Source organism: Proteiniphilum sp. (assembly GCF_040307845.1).
Classification (GTDB): domain Bacteria; phylum Bacteroidota; class Bacteroidia; order Bacteroidales; family Dysgonomonadaceae; genus Proteiniphilum.
The window spans coordinates 22920-41679 of sequence record NZ_JAWRIS010000042.1 but is presented as its reverse complement, the minus strand read 5'-3'; the positions used below and the strand labels follow the sequence as shown (position 1 = coordinate 41679).

Genomic DNA, 18760 nt, shown 5'->3' with positions numbered 1-18760 from the left:
GGCACGGATACCGCAACGGGCTATGGCGCAGCAGGAAAACTTCGCTTTTATAGCGGCAAATCCTCCGGTGGAAGGTGCGGTGCCGGTGCGCTTTATCTTCCATGATGTTCCCGACACGTTGTACGTCTCTTCATCGGGAGGCTGGTACGAAGTGGAGGTCCATCCCTTGGATAATGATGCCCGGACCATTAAAATACCGGCGCCCTTTACTTTTCCCGCGAAAATAGAACTGAAATATACCACCTTCCTGCAATGGATTGCGGGGCAAGTGGAATGAACCTATTGAAGCTTTAGGGTTATTTATCGAAAACAACAATCCCTGTTTTTTTTATTTCGTCAATCAAGGGGTCTCCTTGCTCAAAATATCTTGTAGGATAAGTTTTTGATTCTATCCGGATATATGGTTTCTTTATACCTATATAGGGAAATAAATCACAATCGTCGGGCAAACCGGTAAATTCATCGGCAACCAAAGCCACATCAATGTCCGACCATTCGTGCTGAGTACCTTTGGCAAAAGAATCGAAGAGAATTGCTTTATGCAAATTCACACCTTTTTCTTCTATTTCCCGGGCATAGTTCCTGACGGTGCTGATGGCAGCATTTCGAGCTTGTCACAGATCTTGCCATTATTTCACAGATTTCTTGTAATCTTCATAAAATGCCTGCGCCATCCAGTTGGCCAATGCCTGGCGGTTGTTACTTGAAAGGATACGGCGGCGGTCAAATTCGTTTTGGATATTTCCTGTTTCTACCAGGATGGAAGGCGGTTTCAGGTGGCGGAGCACATAGAGGTTGCGTTGCTCCACAAATCCACCGAAGCCCCGGCCGGGTTGATGTGTGTCATATTTTACCTGGAACAGGTCCCGCATGGTAGTCGCCAGCAATTTGGAATGCTTGTCACCGGAATGATAGAAAAACACATCGATGCGTTTTCCCTGGTTGCGGCTGTCCACATGGATATCGATGGCGCGGATATATTTGAATTTCTCTTTGTCACGCCGGTATAGTTCGTTTACCTTGTCCACACGCTGTTTTAGGCGGTCGAGTTGATTCCTGGGAATGGGCTCACCCATGCATGTCTCGTTTGAGCTGTTGTTCAGGTACATATCATCCCGGATGCCGTCGTTCGGATCCTGGATAATCACATATACCGTGGCGCCGTCCATCATCAGGTTGCGTGCCAGCCGCAAAGCCATGTCGTATGCATATTCGTCTTCGTGCAGTTGCCGGTTACCCACCCGGGCAACTGCTCCCGGGTCAGGCCCCCCGTGCCCGCTGATGATATAAAAACAGGCATCTTTCAGTCGGTCTGATTGGGGGGTGATCACACTTAGGCTTTTCCCGAAAATAGAGGGATCGGTTCCGCCGCTTGCCATCTCTTCGGAAGGCGGATACACATCGCCCGGATGTAATGGCGGTATCAGGTAAACCGTACCCAATTCCAGTCCGCCTTGGGCATTAAGCCGCTCGGCATTCAATTCCATAAATTCCTGTACATACGAATCGCCGATCCTGTTCCATCGGCGCAGAAAAGAGAACACGCCGTCACCCTCTATGGGATAGGCCATATCCTGGGCTGTTAACGGCAGAACTCCTGAAAGCAGTACCCATATAAAAACAGTGCGGAAAAAATGGATCTTCATACACAAAAATATTGTTTTATCCCACAATGCAAAAAAAGAATGGGAAGTGTAGTAACTTGTCCGGATCATTGCCAAAAATAGCAATTTTATTTGTGTTTCCCTTCCTGTAGAAAGAACCGATAATACATTTTAACCTTTATTCGGAACTTCCTGCCTGTTTTATTACTACCTTTGCAAACGATAAGATTGAGTGTGGACAGATTTGAACTGCTTGCAACCACAGAAAAAAATGCTAAAACGCTTTACCGCATTTTCCTTTCTCTTCATTGCTTCGGTTCTTCTAATTTTTATCAGATTAAGAATGAATTATTTTTTTACCTCCGAGTCGGTGTCGGAAGGACACCCCGATAAAGTGGCCGATCAGATATCGGATGCTTTGCTTGATGAATTTTTAGCATACGACCGTGATTCCAAAGTAGCGTGTGAAACCCTGGTAACAACCGGACAGGTTGTGCTGGCAGGCGAAGTCAAGTCGAATACCTATGTCGATGTGGCCGAAGTAGCACGTGGAGTTATTGCGGATATTGGTTATATCAAAAGTGAATATCGTTTTGAAGCGCTCTCATGCGGCGTTTTTTCCAGTATACATGAACAGTCGGATGACATCAACCGTGGTGTGGATCAAAAAGCCGATCCTATGGATCAGGGGGCGGGTGACCAGGGGATGATGTTCGGTTATGCTACCGATGAAACCGAAAACTATATGCCCCTGCCGATCGATTTGAGCCATGCGTTGTTACAGGAACTGGCTAATATCCGGAAGAATGAACCGGAACTGATGCCTTATCTTCGCCCCGACGCCAAGTCGCAGGTGACTATCGAATACAATGAAGAAGGAGTGCCCCAGCGCATCGATACCATTGTGATCTCGACACAGCATGATGAATTTGAAAAGCCGAAAGACAACACGAAAGAAGCGGTGCTCGAAGCCGATAGAAGAATGCAATCGCGTATCCGGTCGGATGTGAAAACCATCCTTATTCCACGCGTACAGGCGCAGTATAGAGGAAGAAAAGATGTGCATAAATTATTTGATGGTGACATCACTTATCATGTAAACCCGACAGGGAAGTTTGTGATTGGTGGCCCCCATGGCGATACCGGATTGACCGGCCGGAAAATTATTGTGGATACATACGGAGGAAAAGCCCCGCATGGGGGAGGCGCTTTCTCCGGAAAAGATCCTTCGAAAGTGGACCGTTCGGCAGCCTATGCAGTACGGCATATCGCCAAGAATATGGTGGCCGCAGGTGTTGCCCGGGAGATGCTGATCCAGGTGTCTTACGCAATTGGTGTGGCTGAACCGATGAATATTTATGTGAATACCTTTGGAAAGAGTAATGTAAATCTTTCTGATGCGGAGATCGCAAAAAAGATCGGGATATTGTTTGATTTACGCCCGAAAGCGATCGAACAACGGTTGAAACTGCGTAATCCCATTTACAGGGAAACTGCTTCTTATGGGCACATGGGACGTGAACCGAAAGTCGTGAAGAAAGTGTTCAATTCACGTTATATGCCGGAGCCGGTACGGGTTGAAGTGGAACTGTTTACCTGGGAAAAACTGGATTATGTGGATAGAATTAAAAGAGAGTTTGGACTGTAGGGCAAGTGCCTAAGTGGTTAAGTGCCTAAGTGGTTAGGTTCATTATCCATTTTCCTTTGTCAATTAATAAAGTCTTGATTCTTTATTCTTGATTCTAAAAGTCTTTATTCTTTACTCTTTATTCTTTATTCTAAAAGAAGATGGAAAACGGAAACAGGGAAGTAGTGGTATATTGTGCATCCAGTGCGAAGATCGACCAGCTCTATTTTGATGCAGCATCGGAGTTGGGAAAGTTACTCGCGGAGAACGGGTATACTTGTATCAACGGTGCCGGAAAAGATGGGTTGATGGGGGCACTGAATGACGCGGTACTGCAACATGGAGGCAGGGTGAAAGGAATCATCCCCCAATTCATGGTCGATGCAGGCTGGGGGCATTCGCTCCTTACTGAGACCATCATTACCGAGACTATCCATGAGCGGAAAGCCGCCATGGTGAAATCAGCCGATGCCGTAATAGCACTCCCCGGAGGAGTGGGCACGTTGGAAGAGTTAGCGGAGATTATTACCTGGAGGCAGTTGGGCTTATATTATAAACCGGTGATTATTTTAAATATAAACAATTACTACCAGCCGTTGCTCTCCTTTTTTGAAAAGATGATTAGTGAAAACTTTATGAAAGAGGCTTACCGTCAGTTATGGCAGGTTGCAGCCACCCCTGAAGAGGCGGTCGGTTTTATCTGCACTATTCCTGACTGGAATTCCGATTATACCAAATACGACTAATGGTTATGTACTGAAAAAGATGATACTGGTTTCAGATACTATTGGCAACACTCTCCCTTACTATTTAAAGGCTGAGGTGGAGCGGACCGTTCCGGAGTCATGTCAGATGAGTTTCGGGCAGTATGACCTTTTTCCCACTGACAGCACCCGGCTTTTCTTTCATTTTGATGAGGCGACAGCTTTATCCATGCAATTATTACCGGATGGAACCATTGGCGCCCCATTCCCTTTTTCTCCCTGGGTAAACTCTGTTTTCTTTCTTCTCTTCCTTTTTAGTTTTATGTTGTTTGCCTTTATCTTTCGATGGGAAGGAACAGCCCTGAAGGGTAATTTTAAGACTGTTTTTTCTTTCGGGAAACCGGTTACATCCATACATAAGAGCCAGGTGACCAAAACAGAGGCATGGGGAGAGTTTTATCTGTTGCTCCAGGCTGTGCTGATTTTCTCCATCCTGATTTTTTCGTTATTATGGGGCCAGGAATTTTCCTTGTTCTCCATGAGAATGCAGGTAGTTGGTTTTGTGGGGATTTTTGTAGGACTTGGACTGTTGGTCTACCTGAAAATTGCAGGCTACAAGTTGATCGGCACTTTCTTTTTACAGAATGAGATGAAAGGCTGGCCCACTTACTATTCCCGGATGATGGAAATTCTTGGAGTTATATCTTTCCTTCCTGTTGTTTTTTATGTTTATTTACATGAAGTTAGGATTATTATGCTCATTCTCCTTGCTATACTCTTTTTTATCAGTCGGATGGTCATTTACATTGAGTTATTAAATATTTTTGTTAAAAATAAGATACATCCTTTCTACTTTTTTGTCTATCTTTGCGGGACTGAAATTGCACCCTATTTACTACTGTATAAAGGGGCACTTTTTGCTATAACTATTGCAGGAGACAACATTATATGAATACGCGGAAAGTAAAGAAAATTCTCATATCACAACCTAAACCGAGTAGCGAAAAATCGCCCTACTACGAGATAGCGGAAAGGTTTCATCTCGACTTGCATTTCTATCCTCTGATCAAAGTAGAAAGGGTCCCCCTGAAAGAATTCCGTCAGCAACGTATTAATATACTTGATTTTACGGCGGTTATTTTCACGGCGAGGACTGCGGTTGATAAGTTTTTCTCGATCTGTGAAGAGTTGAAGATCACCATTCCCGAAACGATGAAATATTTTTGTGTTTCGGAGGCTGTGGCCCTCTATCTGCAGAAGTATATTGTCTATAGGAAGCGGAAAATATTTTTCAGCCAGACCGGTAAGATAGATGGACTGAATAATGCCTTTACCAAGCACGGGAAAGAAAAATTTCTTTTCCCCGTTCCGGAAGAACATAATGATGAAGTAACCAATTTCCTTGACCAGAAGAAGATAAACTATACCAAAAGTGTGATGTACAGGACAGTAAGTAACGACTTTGATAAAGATGAGAAGTTCGATTACGATATGATTATTTTCTTTAGTCCATTAGGAATACAATCGTTATTGAAGAATTTCCCCGATTTCAAACAAGGAGACACGGCGATTGGATGTTTCGGTAATGCAACGGCAAAGGCGGTGGTGGACGCGGGTCTGAGACTCGACTGCGAGGCCCCTCAACCCGATTACCCCTCCATGACTGCCGCATTGGAAGCTTTCCTGAAAGAAAACCACAAACATTGGGCTTGATTTTTTTTAAAATCTGCAGCGATTGATTCCAAAAACAATTATCTTTGCCAATGTAATTGCTTTCGGAGGATTGCATATATATGGAACAACGTTTCAGATTTATACGGAAAGAGCGGGTAACAGGCGAAAAAAGAATTGAGACCCTCTTTGCACAGGGGCGATCTTTTATGTCGTATCCCTTTCGGGTAGTATATCTGGAAACGACGCAAGATGGAACGGTTCCGATGTCGATACTTGTTTCCGTTCCTAAAAAGAGGATGAAATCGGCAGTCGACCGTAACCGGATGAAGCGGCTTGCGAGAGAAGCTTACCGATTGAATAAACACCAGTTTATTTTCTGGAAGTCGGGAGAAGAAAGGCATCTGGACGTGGCATTTATCAGTGTGGTGGATGAACCTTGTGATTATGCCACCGCGGAAAAGGGAATGCAGAAAGCTATAAGGGAATTGAATCACCGTGTTGAAGAGAAAAAAGAGTGCTGAAAATAATCAAAAACGTACTGGTGTGGATCCTGCTTCTACCGGTTTATTTCTATCGGGCTGTTATTTCTCCGCTTACCCCGCCCAGTTGTCGTTATACGCCTACCTGTTCCCAGTATACGATAGAAGCGCTTAAAAAACATGGACCTTTCAAAGGCTTGTATTTATCCGTCAAACGTATCATCAGTTGTAATCCCTGGGGAGGTTCGGGATATGATCCCGTACCTGATCCTAAGCCTAAAAAGCGAAGTCCGAAAGCAGAGGTCAATTAAAATATGGAATTTTACGACGTACACACCCATCAGATTTTTACTGAAGATAGCGATGATCCTTATCATTCGTGTATCTTTGACGTTTATCCCCTTGAGTTTGAAGTAGCCAAAGAATCTTATTCGCGCCATGCTTTTTCGTGTGGAATCCATCCATGGTATACAGAAGAGAGTGACAACCAGATGGACTATCTGTTCGAAATCGCATCTAATCCCCGCATTATCGCCATAGGCGAGACAGGCCTCGATAGATTAAAAGGACCTTCATTCGACCTACAGATCCCCGTTTTCAAGAAGCATATCCAACTCTCCGAAAAATTGTCAAAGCCCGTAATCATCCATTGCGTAAAAGCGTGGGAGGAGTTGATACAGGTTCGAAGAGAGGTGAAGCCTTCCCAACCCTGGGTCATTCATGGTTACCGGAGTAAACCGGAACTTACGGCACGACTGGTCAAAGAGGGTTTTCTCTTCTCTATTGGGGACAATATCAATGTGGACTCCATGCAACTGATACCCCTCGACTCCTTATTCTGTGAAACCGATGAAGGAGAAATGCCTATCCGTCAGGTCTATCTGCAAACTTCGCAGGCATTGAATATGGATGTAGAGGATTTTGCCGACAGGGTTGCCGCGAATGTACGCCGGATATTCCCCACAATTCAACCTCCCAAGCCTTATTATCCCGACGAGGAAGAGGAGGAGGATTAATTTCTTTTGTTTTGTTTCTAAAATGCATTATATTCGCAGCGTAATAGAAATAAAATATGGAAATTCTGATTGACTCCTACCCATGGAGGAGATACATAATACATGGATGTGACACCCGAAAAGATAGCACATAATTTTATAAAGTTTAGAGAGGGAGATGAAGCGGCATTCTCTTTCTTCTACAAATATTTTATCAATGACCTGTATGCTTATGGCAGAAGCTTGGGTGCGGAGGAGAAATATGTGATGGATGCCGTGCAAGATGTTTTCCTGAAGGTCTTTTTTGATAAACCACATCTTACCTCCGTAGAACATTTTAAATATTTTCTGTTTAAATCATTGAAAAACCGGTTGTATGATCTTTTTAAATCGAAATCATTTGCGAAGGTCGGTGATATTGATGGCGAAGTATTGAATTTTTCGATCAAAACTACCGTGTTGGATGAAATTATCGAAGAAGAAGACCGCATGATCATACAGCAAAAGATAGAAAAATTATTATCCGTACTCTCATCATCACAAAAAGAGGCCCTTTATCTACGTTATATACAAGAGCTTGCATATAGCGAAATTTCAGAAATGATGGATAAATCAGAAATGGCTATCCGTAAGTTGGTTTCACAAGCCATCCATACCATCAGGAAAGAAAATAAAATATTGCCCATGCTTGTCTTTATCGGGCTTTTATACGGTAAATTTTAATCCATAACTTTTATTAACTAAATTGATCCGATAAAACACTCACAAAAAAGCAACTTATTCGTATCTATCAAAACAATCGACAGCATACATCATAGATGGAGATAAGTAAATATCAGGGATACAAGGCTATTGACTTTCTCAAGGAGGATGATTTTTTGAGATGGAATCTTTTTCAATTAGAAGAAGACAATGCATACTGGACAAAAGTTATGGCAGAATGTCCCGAATTAAAACCTTTGATAGAGGATGCTGTAGAGTTGTATAAGACCCAGGTCCGATTAAATGATTATCCCCTTACATCAGCACAAGTAGAAGTATATCATGATACTTTTCAGCACCGTGTAACGCAACGCAGAAAACGGAGAACCCTAACTTACTGGCTTTCCGGTGCAGCCTCTGTTTTGCTTTTATTGGGTATCCATCAGATTTATAAACCTAATGCTAATCAGGAGCCGGGGTTGTTGGATTTTGTACATGCCAATTCGTTATCCATAGATTCTGATTCTAAAGATATTCAATTGTATGTCGCATCCGATCAACTGATCACTATTGAAGAGAAAGAGGCGGACATCGCCTATAATACCGATAGTATCCAGGTGACAGGAAAATCGCTGGCTGAAGTGAATACCACAGAATACAGTCAACTTGTCGTCCCGAAAGGAAAAAGGTCAAGGCTTACTTTATCCGACGGCACAACTTTGCATGTAAATTCCGGTACCAAGGTGGTTTATCCCAACCGTTTCACGGGCGATACACGGGAAATTTATGTGAATGGTGAAGTGTTTTTGGATGTTACTCATAATGAAAAACAACCTTTCATCGTCAGGACAAGTGAAATCGCGGTGCGTGTGTTGGGCACAAAATTCAATGTGCAGGCCTATGAAGAAGATGCCGGCACACAAGTTGTGCTCGCTTCGGGGGCGGTACAAATAACCTCCAATGAAAATGCTAAGAAAATCGATTTGACACCCTCACAAATATACGATTACAAAGCGGGACAGGTATCCGTAACGCGAGTGGATGTGGAGAGATATATTTCGTGGGTACAAGGTATTCTGTATGCAGAAGATGAACGGCTGGATGTCTTGATGACCAAACTTTCGCGCTATTATGGCGAAGAAATCCTGTTCGATGAAGGACTTGTAAACCAGAAATGTACAGGAAAAGTTGACTTGAAAAACGACCTTGGAGAAGTCCTTAACGGGCTTACTTTTTCCTTTCCCATTAGTGTAAAGCAGGAAAACGGAGGGTATAGAGTGAGTACAAAGTAAAAATATTGACAGGGTTAATATGAATAAGTAACTATTGTATTTATAAACATGAAAAAATAAAAAAGTATGGAAGATACAGGATAAAACGAAACTAAAAAAGATCGGACAACGTCGCCAAACACCATCCGATCCCGTGATTAAAAAGCAAACTATAGTGTATCACCTTTAAATCAAGACAAATATATGACAAAAAAAATTAGCATTCTCCTAAAAATCGCTAATACTCAAAAAACTTTTAGAATCATGAAGCTCGTCGCACTGTTCCTTACCATAGGAATAAGCATCAGTTATGCCGGCAACAGTTATTCTCAAGCAACTACTTTAAACCTAAATTTGAAGAATAAAACTGTGCGTGAAGTTTTTAAAGAGATAGAAAAAAACAGCGAGTATATTTTCCTTTACAATCGTGAAACCTTAGATCCCGAGCGGGTAGTGTCGATTCATGTAGAAGAGGAAAGAATAAATGATGTGTTGGATAAACTGTTCGCAGGGACTGATAATACCTATAAAGTGTCAGACCGGCAGGTGTATATCTCGAAAGAGGAAAGGCAAAAACAGGCAGTTGCTACTCAAATTGAACAACAACAAAAGAGAGCCGTTCACGGTACTATTATTGATCAAGACGGAGAGCCGATAATCGGTGCAAATGTGATTGAGAAAGGAACAACGAATGGTACGGTTACGGATATAGACGGTAATTTTTCACTGCAGGTTGAAGAAAATGCAGTGCTTCAGATTTCGTATATCGGCTATTTGACAATTGAAGAAACTATTGGATACCGCCAAGAAATCAATATCCAGATGAACGAAGATGTGCATGTGATGGATGAAGTGGTAGTGACCGGTTTTGGTTTATCTCAGAAAAAAGCAACTCTCACCGGTGCGATTTCATCTATAGCTTCTGAGGATATTGAACGATCTAATGCTTCTACAACTTCCGGCGCTTTAATTGGTAAAATACCGGGTTTAAATACCCGTCAATATAATGGAGAACCCGGACAAAGTGTGGCAATGAATATCCGTAATATGGGAACGCCTTTGTTTGTCATTGATGGGATGCAATCCGACGAGGGACAATTTAATAATATAGACTTTAACGATATTGAGTCCATTGCGGTATTAAAAGATGCTTCTGCTGCCATTTATGGAATGCGTGCGGCTAATGGTGTTATTGTGGTGACAACCAAACGTGGCAAAAAGGGGGACAAAAACACCGTTACTCTTAACAGTTACTATGGCTGGCAGTCGCTGTCTCGATTTGCCGAACCTGCTAATGCTAAGACGTATATTCATAATTATGTTCAGTCTGAGACAATAAGTGGAGCAACTCGTACAATTAGTACTGAAGATTATGCCAAATGGCAGGCCGGTACAGAAAAAGGATACCGGGGATTTGACTGGGCCGATTTTATTTGGCGTACCGCACCGCAATATTATCTCAATTTAAATGTTTCGGGAGGAACGGAGAAATCCAACTATTATGTTTCTATCGGCCGTCTGGATCAAGATGCCATAATAAGGAATTTCGATGGTTTCAACAGGACAAATATTCAAATGAATATAGATACACGGATAAGTGATCGCCTAAAAATAGGTGTTTCGATGAATGGTCGTTTGGAACAACGTAAAAATCCGGCATCTCCAGAAAGTAATATCTATTGGATACCCCGATGGTCTATGTATAGAAATTTGCCAACCAAAGGACCGTATGCGAATGATAACCCATTATATCCTCAATTCGTTTCTTCATACGGTATGACTAATTTTGCTATTTATAATTATGACCAGTTAGGGTATAGTGATGACACTTGGCGTGTACTTCAACTGAATGGTGATATTGAATACGGCATAATGGATGGGCTTAAGTTAAAAGGTTTATTCGGTTATTATTTTACTTATAACCGGAATGATAAACATGAATATTCTTATAGCCTATATTCGTATGATGAGAACTCTGACGTTTATGATGAAATTAAAGTAAGACCGGAAGGAAGCCACTTCAGAGGTACTTCACATGGTGAAACCCTCACTTCTAATATTCAATTGGCTTACAATAAGGAATTGGGTATTCATAAATTAGATGCAATTGTTGGATTTGAGGCTATAAAAGTGAAAAACCCCGGATTCAATCTAAATTCCATTCCCATTTCAAACGTTATTGACTTGATTGATTTTAAATCGATTAATAGCTTTAGTGATTGGAACAAAAATAATGCCTCTGCAAGATTGGGTTGGTTATTCCGGGCTAATTATGATTATGCCAATAAATACTTATTGGATTTTTCAGCGCGTTATGACGGGTCTTGGAAATTTCCTCCTAACCATCGCTGGGGATTCTTCCCATCGGCTTCAGTCGGATGGAGAATTTCCGAAGAAAATATCTGGAGAAATAGCAGATTATCAAAGACTTTTGACGATTTCAAAATCCGGGGTTCTTATGGAGTTGTGGGCGACGACAATGTCTGGAATTATGGTAATTTTGATTACCTCTCCGGATATGTTTATGGAGGGACAAGTGGTGTAATTAATGGACAGTACGTTGTTGGTTCTCAGTCGAAAGGATTGCCTGTTACGACCCTTTCCTGGATGAAAGCTAAAATTTTGGATGTGGGTTTTGATGCTGTTTTTTTGCAGCAACGATTGATAACGCAATTTGATTATTTTAGACGTATGCGTACTGGTTTGCCGGCAAGCAGGTATGATGTTTCCCTGCCAGTTGAAGTCGGTTTTTCTTTGCCGCAAGAAAATTTGAATTCCGATATGCTCAAAGGTTTTGATATGTCGGTGAAATGGAGTGACAAAGTCGGTGATTTTAGTTATGCGGTAGGAGGAAATTTCACCTATTCTCGTTTTTATGACTGGGAACAATATAAGCCCCGTTTTGGTAATTCTTGGGAATACTATCGGAATTCAAAGCATCATCGCATCGGTAATATCAATTGGGGATATGAAGCTATTGGGCAGTTCCGAAATTGGGAAGACATTACAGTCTATCCCGTTGATTTGGACGGACAGGGCAACAAGACGATACGTCCCGGAGATATTATTTACAAAGATGTGAATAAAGATGGTATAATCAATTGGATGGACGAGCGCCCTATAGGGTATGCGGAAGGAGGATTGCCTATTTTAAATTGGGGACTTAATTTTTCTTTCGGATGGAAAGGTTTTGATTTGGCTTTCGACTTGACGGGCGGAGCGTTGAGTTCCTGGAGCCGGAATTGGGAAGGCATGCGTCCATTTCACGATGGGGGAAACAATCCACAATATTATATGAAAGATACTTGGCATTTGGCAGATATATGGGATGCCAATAGCGAATACTTGCCGGGAAAATACCCGGTATTAATAGCAGGAAACAACAACCATTCAAACTATTCAAGACATAGTACATTCTGGACGGTTAATACCAATTATATGAAATTGAGGAATCTAGAATTTGGATATACTTTTCCTAAATCTTGGTTGGCTAAAATTCAACTGTCAGATCTTCGGATGTATGTGTCTGGAACCAATTTGTTTACATGGACAAATACGTTCTATACGGATCCTGAAACCTCGAATGATGCCGGATTAGATTATCCTGCTCCTAAGATAGTGAATGTTGGATTGAATATTAAATTTTAATATGTTATGAGTATGAAAAAATATATGTGGATAGGATTCATAGCACTAATGCTATCTATAATCTCGTGTAATGATTTTTTGGATATAGAACCGGATAGGGTTCTTACCAATGAACAGATATTTAAAGATGAGAAAATGATTCAATCTGTACTCTCCAATTTATATGGACGAGTCAGATGGTGGGGACAGCACTTGGATGACCCTTGGGCTTACAGTCAACTAGATGAAGCTTTGATTTCTGATAGCGGGCCAAGTTATGAATCTACTTTCCATGAAAGTTATTGGCGGGTTTATAACTATGGATATATTCGTGACGTTAATCAGTTTTTGCAGGGAGTACGTGAAACTGAGAATTTGTCGCAAGAAGAGAAAAATAGGCTGGAAGGTGAGGTGCGCTTTCTGCGCGCGTGGTATTATTTCGTCAGTTGTAGAGGTCTTGGAGGGGTGCCTATTGTGGGAGATGATGTGTTTACTTATGAAGCAGGAATGGATGTCAACGAATTGCTAATGGCACGTTCTACAGAATTAGATACATACGATTATATCATCAATGAATGTAAGGCGATTGCCGAAATTCTTCCGGCCGAGAAGCAAACAAATGGTGCACGGGCGAATAAATGGGTCGCTAAACTATTGGAAGCACGTACAGCTCTCACGGTAGCCTCAATTGCTAAATATAACAATCGAATGACAGTACCTATCCGGACTGAAAACGGAGAGGTAGGAATTCCGTCGGAAAAAGCAGAGAGTTATTACAAAATTGCACAGGCAGCGGCAGAAGAGGTGATCCAAAGCAACGTTTACGAATTGCAGGATAAATATCCGGATGATAAAGGACGCAATTTTTATGAGGCGGTATGTGTAAAAGACGGGAATACGGAAATTATATGGGCAATTGATGCATATTATCCGGGATTGACTGTTTCCTTTTCTACTGCAAATATGCCGATGACGCATTTCGAAGGTGGAGGAGCATCATCTTACCTTACTCCTGTTTTGAATTTAGTGGAGGATTATGAACCCATCCAAACAACAACTCCAGGTCAACGGCACAAAATTGCAACCACGGAGAATGGGACATATAAATTTTATGATTCTGCAGATGGCCCATTCAAAGACCGGGATCCTCGTCTCTGGGGAACCGTTATCTATCCGAGTGCACAGTTTCGGGGTATGGAAGTTCCTTTGCAATCAGGTCAGTTGATTAAGAGAGATGGAAATTGGGAAATACGTACCGGTGAGTTGGGCTCTACTGATACAGACGGACGGACTATTACATCTAAAAACGGACCATTGGAGGTTCCCAGTCAGAATGTGAATAAAACAGGTTTCTATTGTCGTAAATTTTTGGATGAAACGCCGATGGCATCACAGGTTGGCTCAGACATGTGGAATCCCCGTTTTCGCATATCGGAGGCTTATATGATTGCATGTGAAGCTGCTTTTGAATTAGGAAATATTCCTGTAGCTTTGGAAAATATCAATGCAGTCCGTCATAGGGCAGGAGTGCAACCTTTACTCACTTTGAATTTTGATCAGATTGTGCATGAGCGTCGTGTGGAATTTGCCTTTGAAGATCATCGATATTGGGATTTGATACGTTGGCGTTTGGCGGATAAGATTTGGAATGGAGACAATAATGATGAATTAGCACGTCACCGCCAATTGTTCCCCTATTTGGTGGTCGCTCCCGGTGACCCGAATGACGGTAAATGGGTATTCATAGAGAAATTTGCTTACAAGTCGGTAAATGCACGTTATTTCCGCGCTCGAAACTATTATTATCCCTTTGATAATGATTGGTTAGGAAAAAATCCTCTATTAGTAAAAAATCCATATCAATAATGTTTTAAATCAGTTACATAATGAAAAATATAGAAAAATTGCTTATTTTGCTGTGTCTTGGCTGCATTATAGCAAGCTGTGCGAAAGATAATTATGACGCACCCAACTCTTTTCTATCGGGAAAGATTGTTTTTGAAGGAACGCCTTTGAATTTACGTGGAACAGGTGGAGCTGTTGGTTTGCAGTTGTATCAACATGGATATGATTACTTTAATCCGATCAATGTTTTTGTTGGGCAGGATGGTTCTTTCTCTGCCACCTTGTTTGATGGAGATTATCTCTTGGTAAAAAGAGATGGCAACGGTCCATGGGTCAATAGCCGTGATTCTTTGAAAATATCCGTTAAAGGGAATACAGCTGTTGATTTGGATGTGACTCCCTTCTTCATGATTTCTGATGATAACATATCCATGAATGGTTCTAAAATAAATGCTTCATTTACAATTAATCAAATTGTTAATACTGCAAAAATATCGAATGTTTTATTACTGTTGAACAATACTCAATTCGTTGATGATATCAACAATATATTCCGTAAGGAGTATAGTGACTTAAGTGTAGGTCCTGTGGATATTGAAGCTGATATTTCGAACAATACAGGTGTCACAAACGCAAAAGCGCTCTTTGGACGTGTGTGCGTGTGGACCGAAGGTGCGGATCAGGGAATATACTCGGAAATTGTACATTTAAAATAGGAGATTTTATGAAAAGGATAATCATACCGGTATTGATTTGCCTACTAATTACTCCTGTTTATGTATTTGCTCAAAAAGGCAGAGCGCAATGGACGGAAAAGGAGGCATGGGCATGGCATAAAAAAGTGGGGATAATCAAGGGCTTTAATGAGCCTGTAGGTGCGTATCCTGGCATGTCGCGTAAGCAAGTTCTGGAAAAGGCGGTAGAACAGGGTTTTAATAGTGTCCGTTTTTGGATTCAGACTTATCCGGATAACATTGCTCTTGAGAATCCGGGAAGAGATGTGAAACAACATATAGCGCTAATTGAAGAACTAGCAACAGAAGCTGATGCTCTAGGGCTTACTATTTCACCGGTTTTGCCTATCTCTTATATGTATTTCGAACAACCGGATAAAGAAAAAGCAATGGGAGAAGCAAAAGCATTCACCCAAGAGCTTATTGCTGCCTTTGCAAATGACGAACGCATAATTCTTTGGGATATTTGGAACGAACCTAGAATGGATGATGTTCCGGAAATGTACGAGCAGATGGATTGGATAGAAGCAATGGTAGGATGGTGCCGAGAAAAGAACCCTGTCCAGCCGATTACCGCCTCTATTTTCTATGATTCAGGAGTAAGACCTGACTCCGTTAGCCGGGCAATCTCCCGACGTAGTGAAGTGGAAGCCATCATGGACGTACATAATTTTCATCACTATGAATCTGGCAGCGACCACATGGAGCGGATAGAATGGATGGTGGAACGGTTACAGAAAATAAGCAATAGACCACTTATTTGTACTGAAGCAATTGCCAGGACAACAGGGTCTACTTTCCCCCGTACATTCATACCCTTTGCGAAACATCAAATCCATTTCTATACCTGGGGATTGTATATGTGCGATATGAACTGGACTGTTACTTGGGGAAGGAATACATACGAACCATTTGATCCTGTATTTCATGAACTGCTTCACCCCGATGGAGAGCCTATTGACCGAAGAGAGTTGGATTGGTTGCGTAATTTCCGCTTTACAGAAAGCAATGAAAATACAGATCCGGGTGCGGAATGGACGGAACGGTGGACGAAAGACCGCGCATGGAAATGGATGGTTGCCGGTCCGATTAAAGGTGTGGCTTACAAAGAGGGTGAATCTTCTTACGCCACTGAATACAATAGTGAAAGGGTAAAGTGTAGTTATCAGGAATGGAAGAAGGATGAAAATTTATTTTATCAAAATATGGATAAATTGCTTGATCGCGCGGAAGGAGCCGGAAGAAGGATCCTGCCCGCCTTGTTGTCCGATAAAGATGTGAATGAGAAAGATTCCGTACTAGCTACTTATGTGGCTAAGGTTGTCAGACGATATGCTACCGATCCACGTATTCAGGCATGGGAAATTTATACGTATCCCGGAGCAATGGAAATAAATACGGCTAAACTGACTGATTTGTTACAATTACTTTTTCGTTTCGCACGATTTGAATATCCGAATCAACCGCTGCTGGCTACACCGCATATTCGTGTGAAAGACTTCCCTTCCGATTTCCGGTATAAGGAAGCACTTATTCATGGTAGATTAAAAGGTTGGGATATGTTGATATCCGAAGGTGGCAGTACGCCTGAACTCTGTAATTTGATATGGTCGTTGTCAGACGTCATCGCCTTCTCTTCCAATCAAAAAGCATCTGAAACAGGGTGGTTAACAAGTATCGCATACAGGTACGGAAGACCTTTGGTTTGTACGGAATGGACACCCCCGTCAGAATCCGAAGCCGAGAAAACACTTGATGTTTTTTCCAAAAGCCATGTTTTCTGGTATAATACCGGTGATTGGTATGATAAAGAGATGATTGATTCATTCGGGTTCAAGCCGATAACTACTCCTATTCTGTAAAAGATATATGCTATTTATAAATCAATTTTATTTTTTGAATAATGAAACTCAGAACTATTATACTATTTTTATTTTTTTACGGATGGCTTTGTGGATGTAGTGCTGATGATGTTTCTAATAATGGAAATGAACCGATCAATGAGGATATTGTATCTGTCATACGTCATGGGATAAAAAATGATGGGACTAGTATCGGGCCTGAATTAAATGATTTGGTGCGTAGTTCGTACAAAAAAACACTTTATTTTCCTGCGGGAGTATATAACTTGACAGAACCTATTGTTTTGCCGTTGGATTATAGCAAAAATGTCAATATAGTCTTCGATAAAAATGCATTGATAAAATGCGACAGCCACCTAGAGGCATTATTGAAAATCGGATATTCAGAAAAATATATTGTAGACCCTTCATTGAGACAATTTTCTTATATCGAAGGTGGTATTTTTGATTGTTACAATGCTGACAATGGAATTATGGTGAATGGTTTGAAGCAATTGGTACAATTGCGTTCAATATCCCTGATCAAGGGTCGGAAAACACATATCAGAATTAGTGTGACTGATGACTTTTATGGTACTGGTAGCTCGGATACCAAAATTGATAATGTCACCATCCATGGAATGTCTTCCAATGATGATGTAATTGGTATTTATATAGACCATTCGTGCCATGATGAAAAAATTTCCGATACTTTTATTTACGGAACAAAACAGGCGATTGTAACAAAATCAGCGGGGCATATTTTAAATAATGTACATATATTGTCCTACGGAATAACTGGAGGCTCTGATTTGGGTGCAGCAGATAATTATCGGAATACTGAAGGCATCCGGATTGAATGTGGAGGTTTTTTTGTATTTAACCAGATTTATTATGACACCGTCGATAAAGGTATTGTCATTACCGAAAACAATGCACCAACTCTGATGCTTGACCAGAACATATCATTTTCGTATTTGGATAATTTTGGAACATCTTTTATATATAGGGATAAAAAAATAACCTCAACATATCCCAGGGTAAAGCTTTCAAACTCTATATTTACGCTCCGAAATAAAAACTATACAATTTTTGATTTCAATGTCCCAATAATTGGTTGGGACGTGGATGAAAAATACACATTTGTCAATTGTGAAATAGAGAATCCTCATCTCTTGAATCCCTATGATCCGTCGTTATTGCAGAGAGTGAGAAAGACAACTTCAGATGCAATTATATATACGGATCTGTCCGGCTTTGATTCAGAATGGCATGTTTTAGGAGCAATCATAACATCTCCTTATCGTTCGTTGTTAAAAATAGATTTAAGAGATGACTTTACTGTTGATCTTGATCTGAGATTTTCTGGTGATCATTTAAAAATGAATGATCATACAATAGTCAATCCTCAAAATGAGGAATTTGAAATCGGATATGTTGTAATGGATGATTATTGTGTATTGCTTTTCAAGCCAAAAAATGAACTTGACCTTTATCCGATTATTAGTGATAAGTTAGGGAGCGGATCCTATATGCCGACTCCTTCCAAAGGTCAACATTACCGACTAAAAGATTATAATATATCCGAGGAACCTATTGTTGTCATCAAAGTAGATTAAAAAATAGAAAAAGAGTCCACTCCGAAAACCCTATTTTG

The 18760-nt window shown here is 41.1% G+C and carries 17 protein-coding genes; 15 read left to right on the top strand and 2 right to left on the bottom strand.

Annotated features, from left to right (window positions below):
- On the top strand, positions 1 to 277 hold a 277-nt coding region (locus tag ABV001_RS11240; RefSeq protein WP_352422886.1), incomplete at its 5' end, for a hypothetical protein.
- A 19-nt stretch (positions 278 to 296) separates the two neighbouring features.
- Here ABV001_RS11240 and ABV001_RS11235 read toward each other — a convergent pair.
- Both ABV001_RS11235 and ABV001_RS11230 read right to left on the bottom strand, forming a co-directional pair.
- Positions 297 to 596, bottom strand: coding sequence for a nucleotidyltransferase domain-containing protein (locus ABV001_RS11235; RefSeq protein WP_352422891.1), 300 nt, complete (start codon positions 594 to 596; stop codon positions 297 to 299).
- Between the two features lie 33 nt (positions 597 to 629).
- Entirely contained in the window at positions 630 to 1646 is a 1017-nt protein-coding gene (locus ABV001_RS11230) for an N-acetylmuramoyl-L-alanine amidase family protein (RefSeq protein WP_352422885.1), read from the bottom strand.
- Between the two features lie 301 nt (positions 1647 to 1947).
- Here ABV001_RS11230 and metK point away from each other — a divergent pair, with 301 nt between their 5' ends.
- The 14 genes from metK (at position 1948) to ABV001_RS11160 (ending at position 18722) form a co-directional block, all read left to right on the top strand.
- On the top strand, positions 1948 to 3252 hold the full coding sequence (gene metK / locus ABV001_RS11225; protein ID WP_352422884.1) for a methionine adenosyltransferase: 1305 nt from the start codon (positions 1948 to 1950) through the stop codon (positions 3250 to 3252).
- A gap of 140 nt (positions 3253 to 3392) precedes the next feature.
- Complete coding sequence (locus ABV001_RS11220; RefSeq protein ID WP_352422883.1) at positions 3393 to 3977, top strand: LOG family protein; 585 nt, start codon at positions 3393 to 3395, stop codon at positions 3975 to 3977.
- A 19-nt stretch (positions 3978 to 3996) separates the two neighbouring features.
- Positions 3997 to 4887: a DUF4271 domain-containing protein gene (locus tag ABV001_RS11215; RefSeq protein WP_352422882.1), complete on the top strand. Its 891-nt coding sequence runs from the start codon at positions 3997 to 3999 to the stop codon at positions 4885 to 4887.
- Entirely contained in the window at positions 4884 to 5648 is a 765-nt protein-coding gene (locus tag ABV001_RS11210; protein WP_352422881.1) for a uroporphyrinogen-III synthase, read from the top strand. The genes ABV001_RS11215 and ABV001_RS11210 overlap by 4 nt, the downstream gene beginning before the upstream one ends.
- A gap of 80 nt (positions 5649 to 5728) precedes the next feature.
- Positions 5729 to 6130: a ribonuclease P protein component gene (locus ABV001_RS11205; RefSeq protein ID WP_352422880.1), complete on the top strand. Its 402-nt coding sequence runs from the start codon at positions 5729 to 5731 to the stop codon at positions 6128 to 6130.
- A gap of 5 nt (positions 6131 to 6135) precedes the next feature.
- Positions 6136 to 6399: a membrane protein insertion efficiency factor YidD gene (gene yidD / locus ABV001_RS11200; protein WP_352422890.1), complete on the top strand. Its 264-nt coding sequence runs from the start codon at positions 6136 to 6138 to the stop codon at positions 6397 to 6399.
- A 3-nt stretch (positions 6400 to 6402) separates the two neighbouring features.
- Positions 6403 to 7104: a TatD family hydrolase gene (locus ABV001_RS11195; protein WP_352422879.1), complete on the top strand. Its 702-nt coding sequence runs from the start codon at positions 6403 to 6405 to the stop codon at positions 7102 to 7104.
- Positions 7105 to 7206: 102 nt separating this feature from the next.
- The gene (locus tag ABV001_RS11190; RefSeq protein ID WP_352422878.1) at positions 7207 to 7806 is read left to right on the top strand and encodes an RNA polymerase sigma factor; all 600 of its coding nucleotides are present in this window, start codon (positions 7207 to 7209) and stop codon (positions 7804 to 7806) included.
- Between the two features lie 95 nt (positions 7807 to 7901).
- Positions 7902 to 9077 (top strand): FecR family protein, encoded by a 1176-nt coding sequence (locus tag ABV001_RS11185; protein ID WP_352422877.1) that lies wholly within the window; start codon positions 7902 to 7904, stop codon positions 9075 to 9077.
- 183 nt (positions 9078 to 9260) lie between these two features.
- Positions 9261 to 12704: a TonB-dependent receptor gene (locus tag ABV001_RS11180; protein ID WP_352422876.1), complete on the top strand. Its 3444-nt coding sequence runs from the start codon at positions 9261 to 9263 to the stop codon at positions 12702 to 12704.
- A gap of 12 nt (positions 12705 to 12716) precedes the next feature.
- Entirely contained in the window at positions 12717 to 14549 is a 1833-nt protein-coding gene (locus ABV001_RS11175; protein WP_502929874.1) for a RagB/SusD family nutrient uptake outer membrane protein, read from the top strand.
- Between the two features lie 20 nt (positions 14550 to 14569).
- Positions 14570 to 15244, top strand: a complete 675-nt coding sequence (locus tag ABV001_RS11170; RefSeq protein WP_352422874.1) for a DUF3823 domain-containing protein — start codon at positions 14570 to 14572, stop codon at positions 15242 to 15244.
- 8 nt (positions 15245 to 15252) lie between these two features.
- A complete protein-coding gene (locus tag ABV001_RS11165) occupies positions 15253 to 17124 on the top strand; it encodes a cellulase family glycosylhydrolase (RefSeq protein ID WP_352422873.1) in 1872 nt (623 codons plus the stop codon).
- 41 nt (positions 17125 to 17165) lie between these two features.
- Positions 17166 to 18722, top strand: a complete 1557-nt coding sequence (locus ABV001_RS11160) for a hypothetical protein (protein WP_352422872.1) — start codon at positions 17166 to 17168, stop codon at positions 18720 to 18722.
- Positions 18723 to 18760: the final 38 nt, after the last annotated feature.

Excerpts from the sequence above, each read along its gene's own strand:
- ABV001_RS11210 (WP_352422881.1), top strand. The coding sequence starts at position 4,884 with ATGAATACGCGGAAAGTAAAGAAAATTCTCATATCACAACCTAAACCG.
- ABV001_RS11175 (WP_502929874.1), top strand. The coding sequence starts at position 12,717 with ATGAAAAAATATATGTGGATAGGATTCATAGCACTAATGCTATCTATA.
- ABV001_RS11230 (WP_352422885.1), bottom strand. The coding sequence starts at position 1,646 with ATGAAGATCCATTTTTTCCGCACTGTTTTTATATGGGTACTGCTTTCA.
- ABV001_RS11180 (WP_352422876.1), top strand. The coding sequence starts at position 9,261 with ATGACAAAAAAAATTAGCATTCTCCTAAAAATCGCTAATACTCAAAAA.
- ABV001_RS11205 (WP_352422880.1), top strand. The coding sequence starts at position 5,729 with ATGGAACAACGTTTCAGATTTATACGGAAAGAGCGGGTAACAGGCGAA.
- ABV001_RS11185 (WP_352422877.1), top strand. The coding sequence starts at position 7,902 with ATGGAGATAAGTAAATATCAGGGATACAAGGCTATTGACTTTCTCAAG.
- ABV001_RS11220 (WP_352422883.1), top strand. The coding sequence starts at position 3,393 with ATGGAAAACGGAAACAGGGAAGTAGTGGTATATTGTGCATCCAGTGCG.
- ABV001_RS11190 (WP_352422878.1), top strand. The coding sequence starts at position 7,207 with ATGGATGTGACACCCGAAAAGATAGCACATAATTTTATAAAGTTTAGA.
- ABV001_RS11215 (WP_352422882.1), top strand. The coding sequence starts at position 3,997 with ATGATACTGGTTTCAGATACTATTGGCAACACTCTCCCTTACTATTTA.
- ABV001_RS11195 (WP_352422879.1), top strand. The coding sequence starts at position 6,403 with ATGGAATTTTACGACGTACACACCCATCAGATTTTTACTGAAGATAGC.
- ABV001_RS11165 (WP_352422873.1), top strand. The coding sequence starts at position 15,253 with ATGAAAAGGATAATCATACCGGTATTGATTTGCCTACTAATTACTCCT.
- ABV001_RS11160 (WP_352422872.1), top strand. The coding sequence starts at position 17,166 with ATGAAACTCAGAACTATTATACTATTTTTATTTTTTTACGGATGGCTT.
- metK (WP_352422884.1), top strand. The coding sequence starts at position 1,948 with ATGAATTATTTTTTTACCTCCGAGTCGGTGTCGGAAGGACACCCCGAT.
- ABV001_RS11170 (WP_352422874.1), top strand. The coding sequence starts at position 14,570 with ATGAAAAATATAGAAAAATTGCTTATTTTGCTGTGTCTTGGCTGCATT.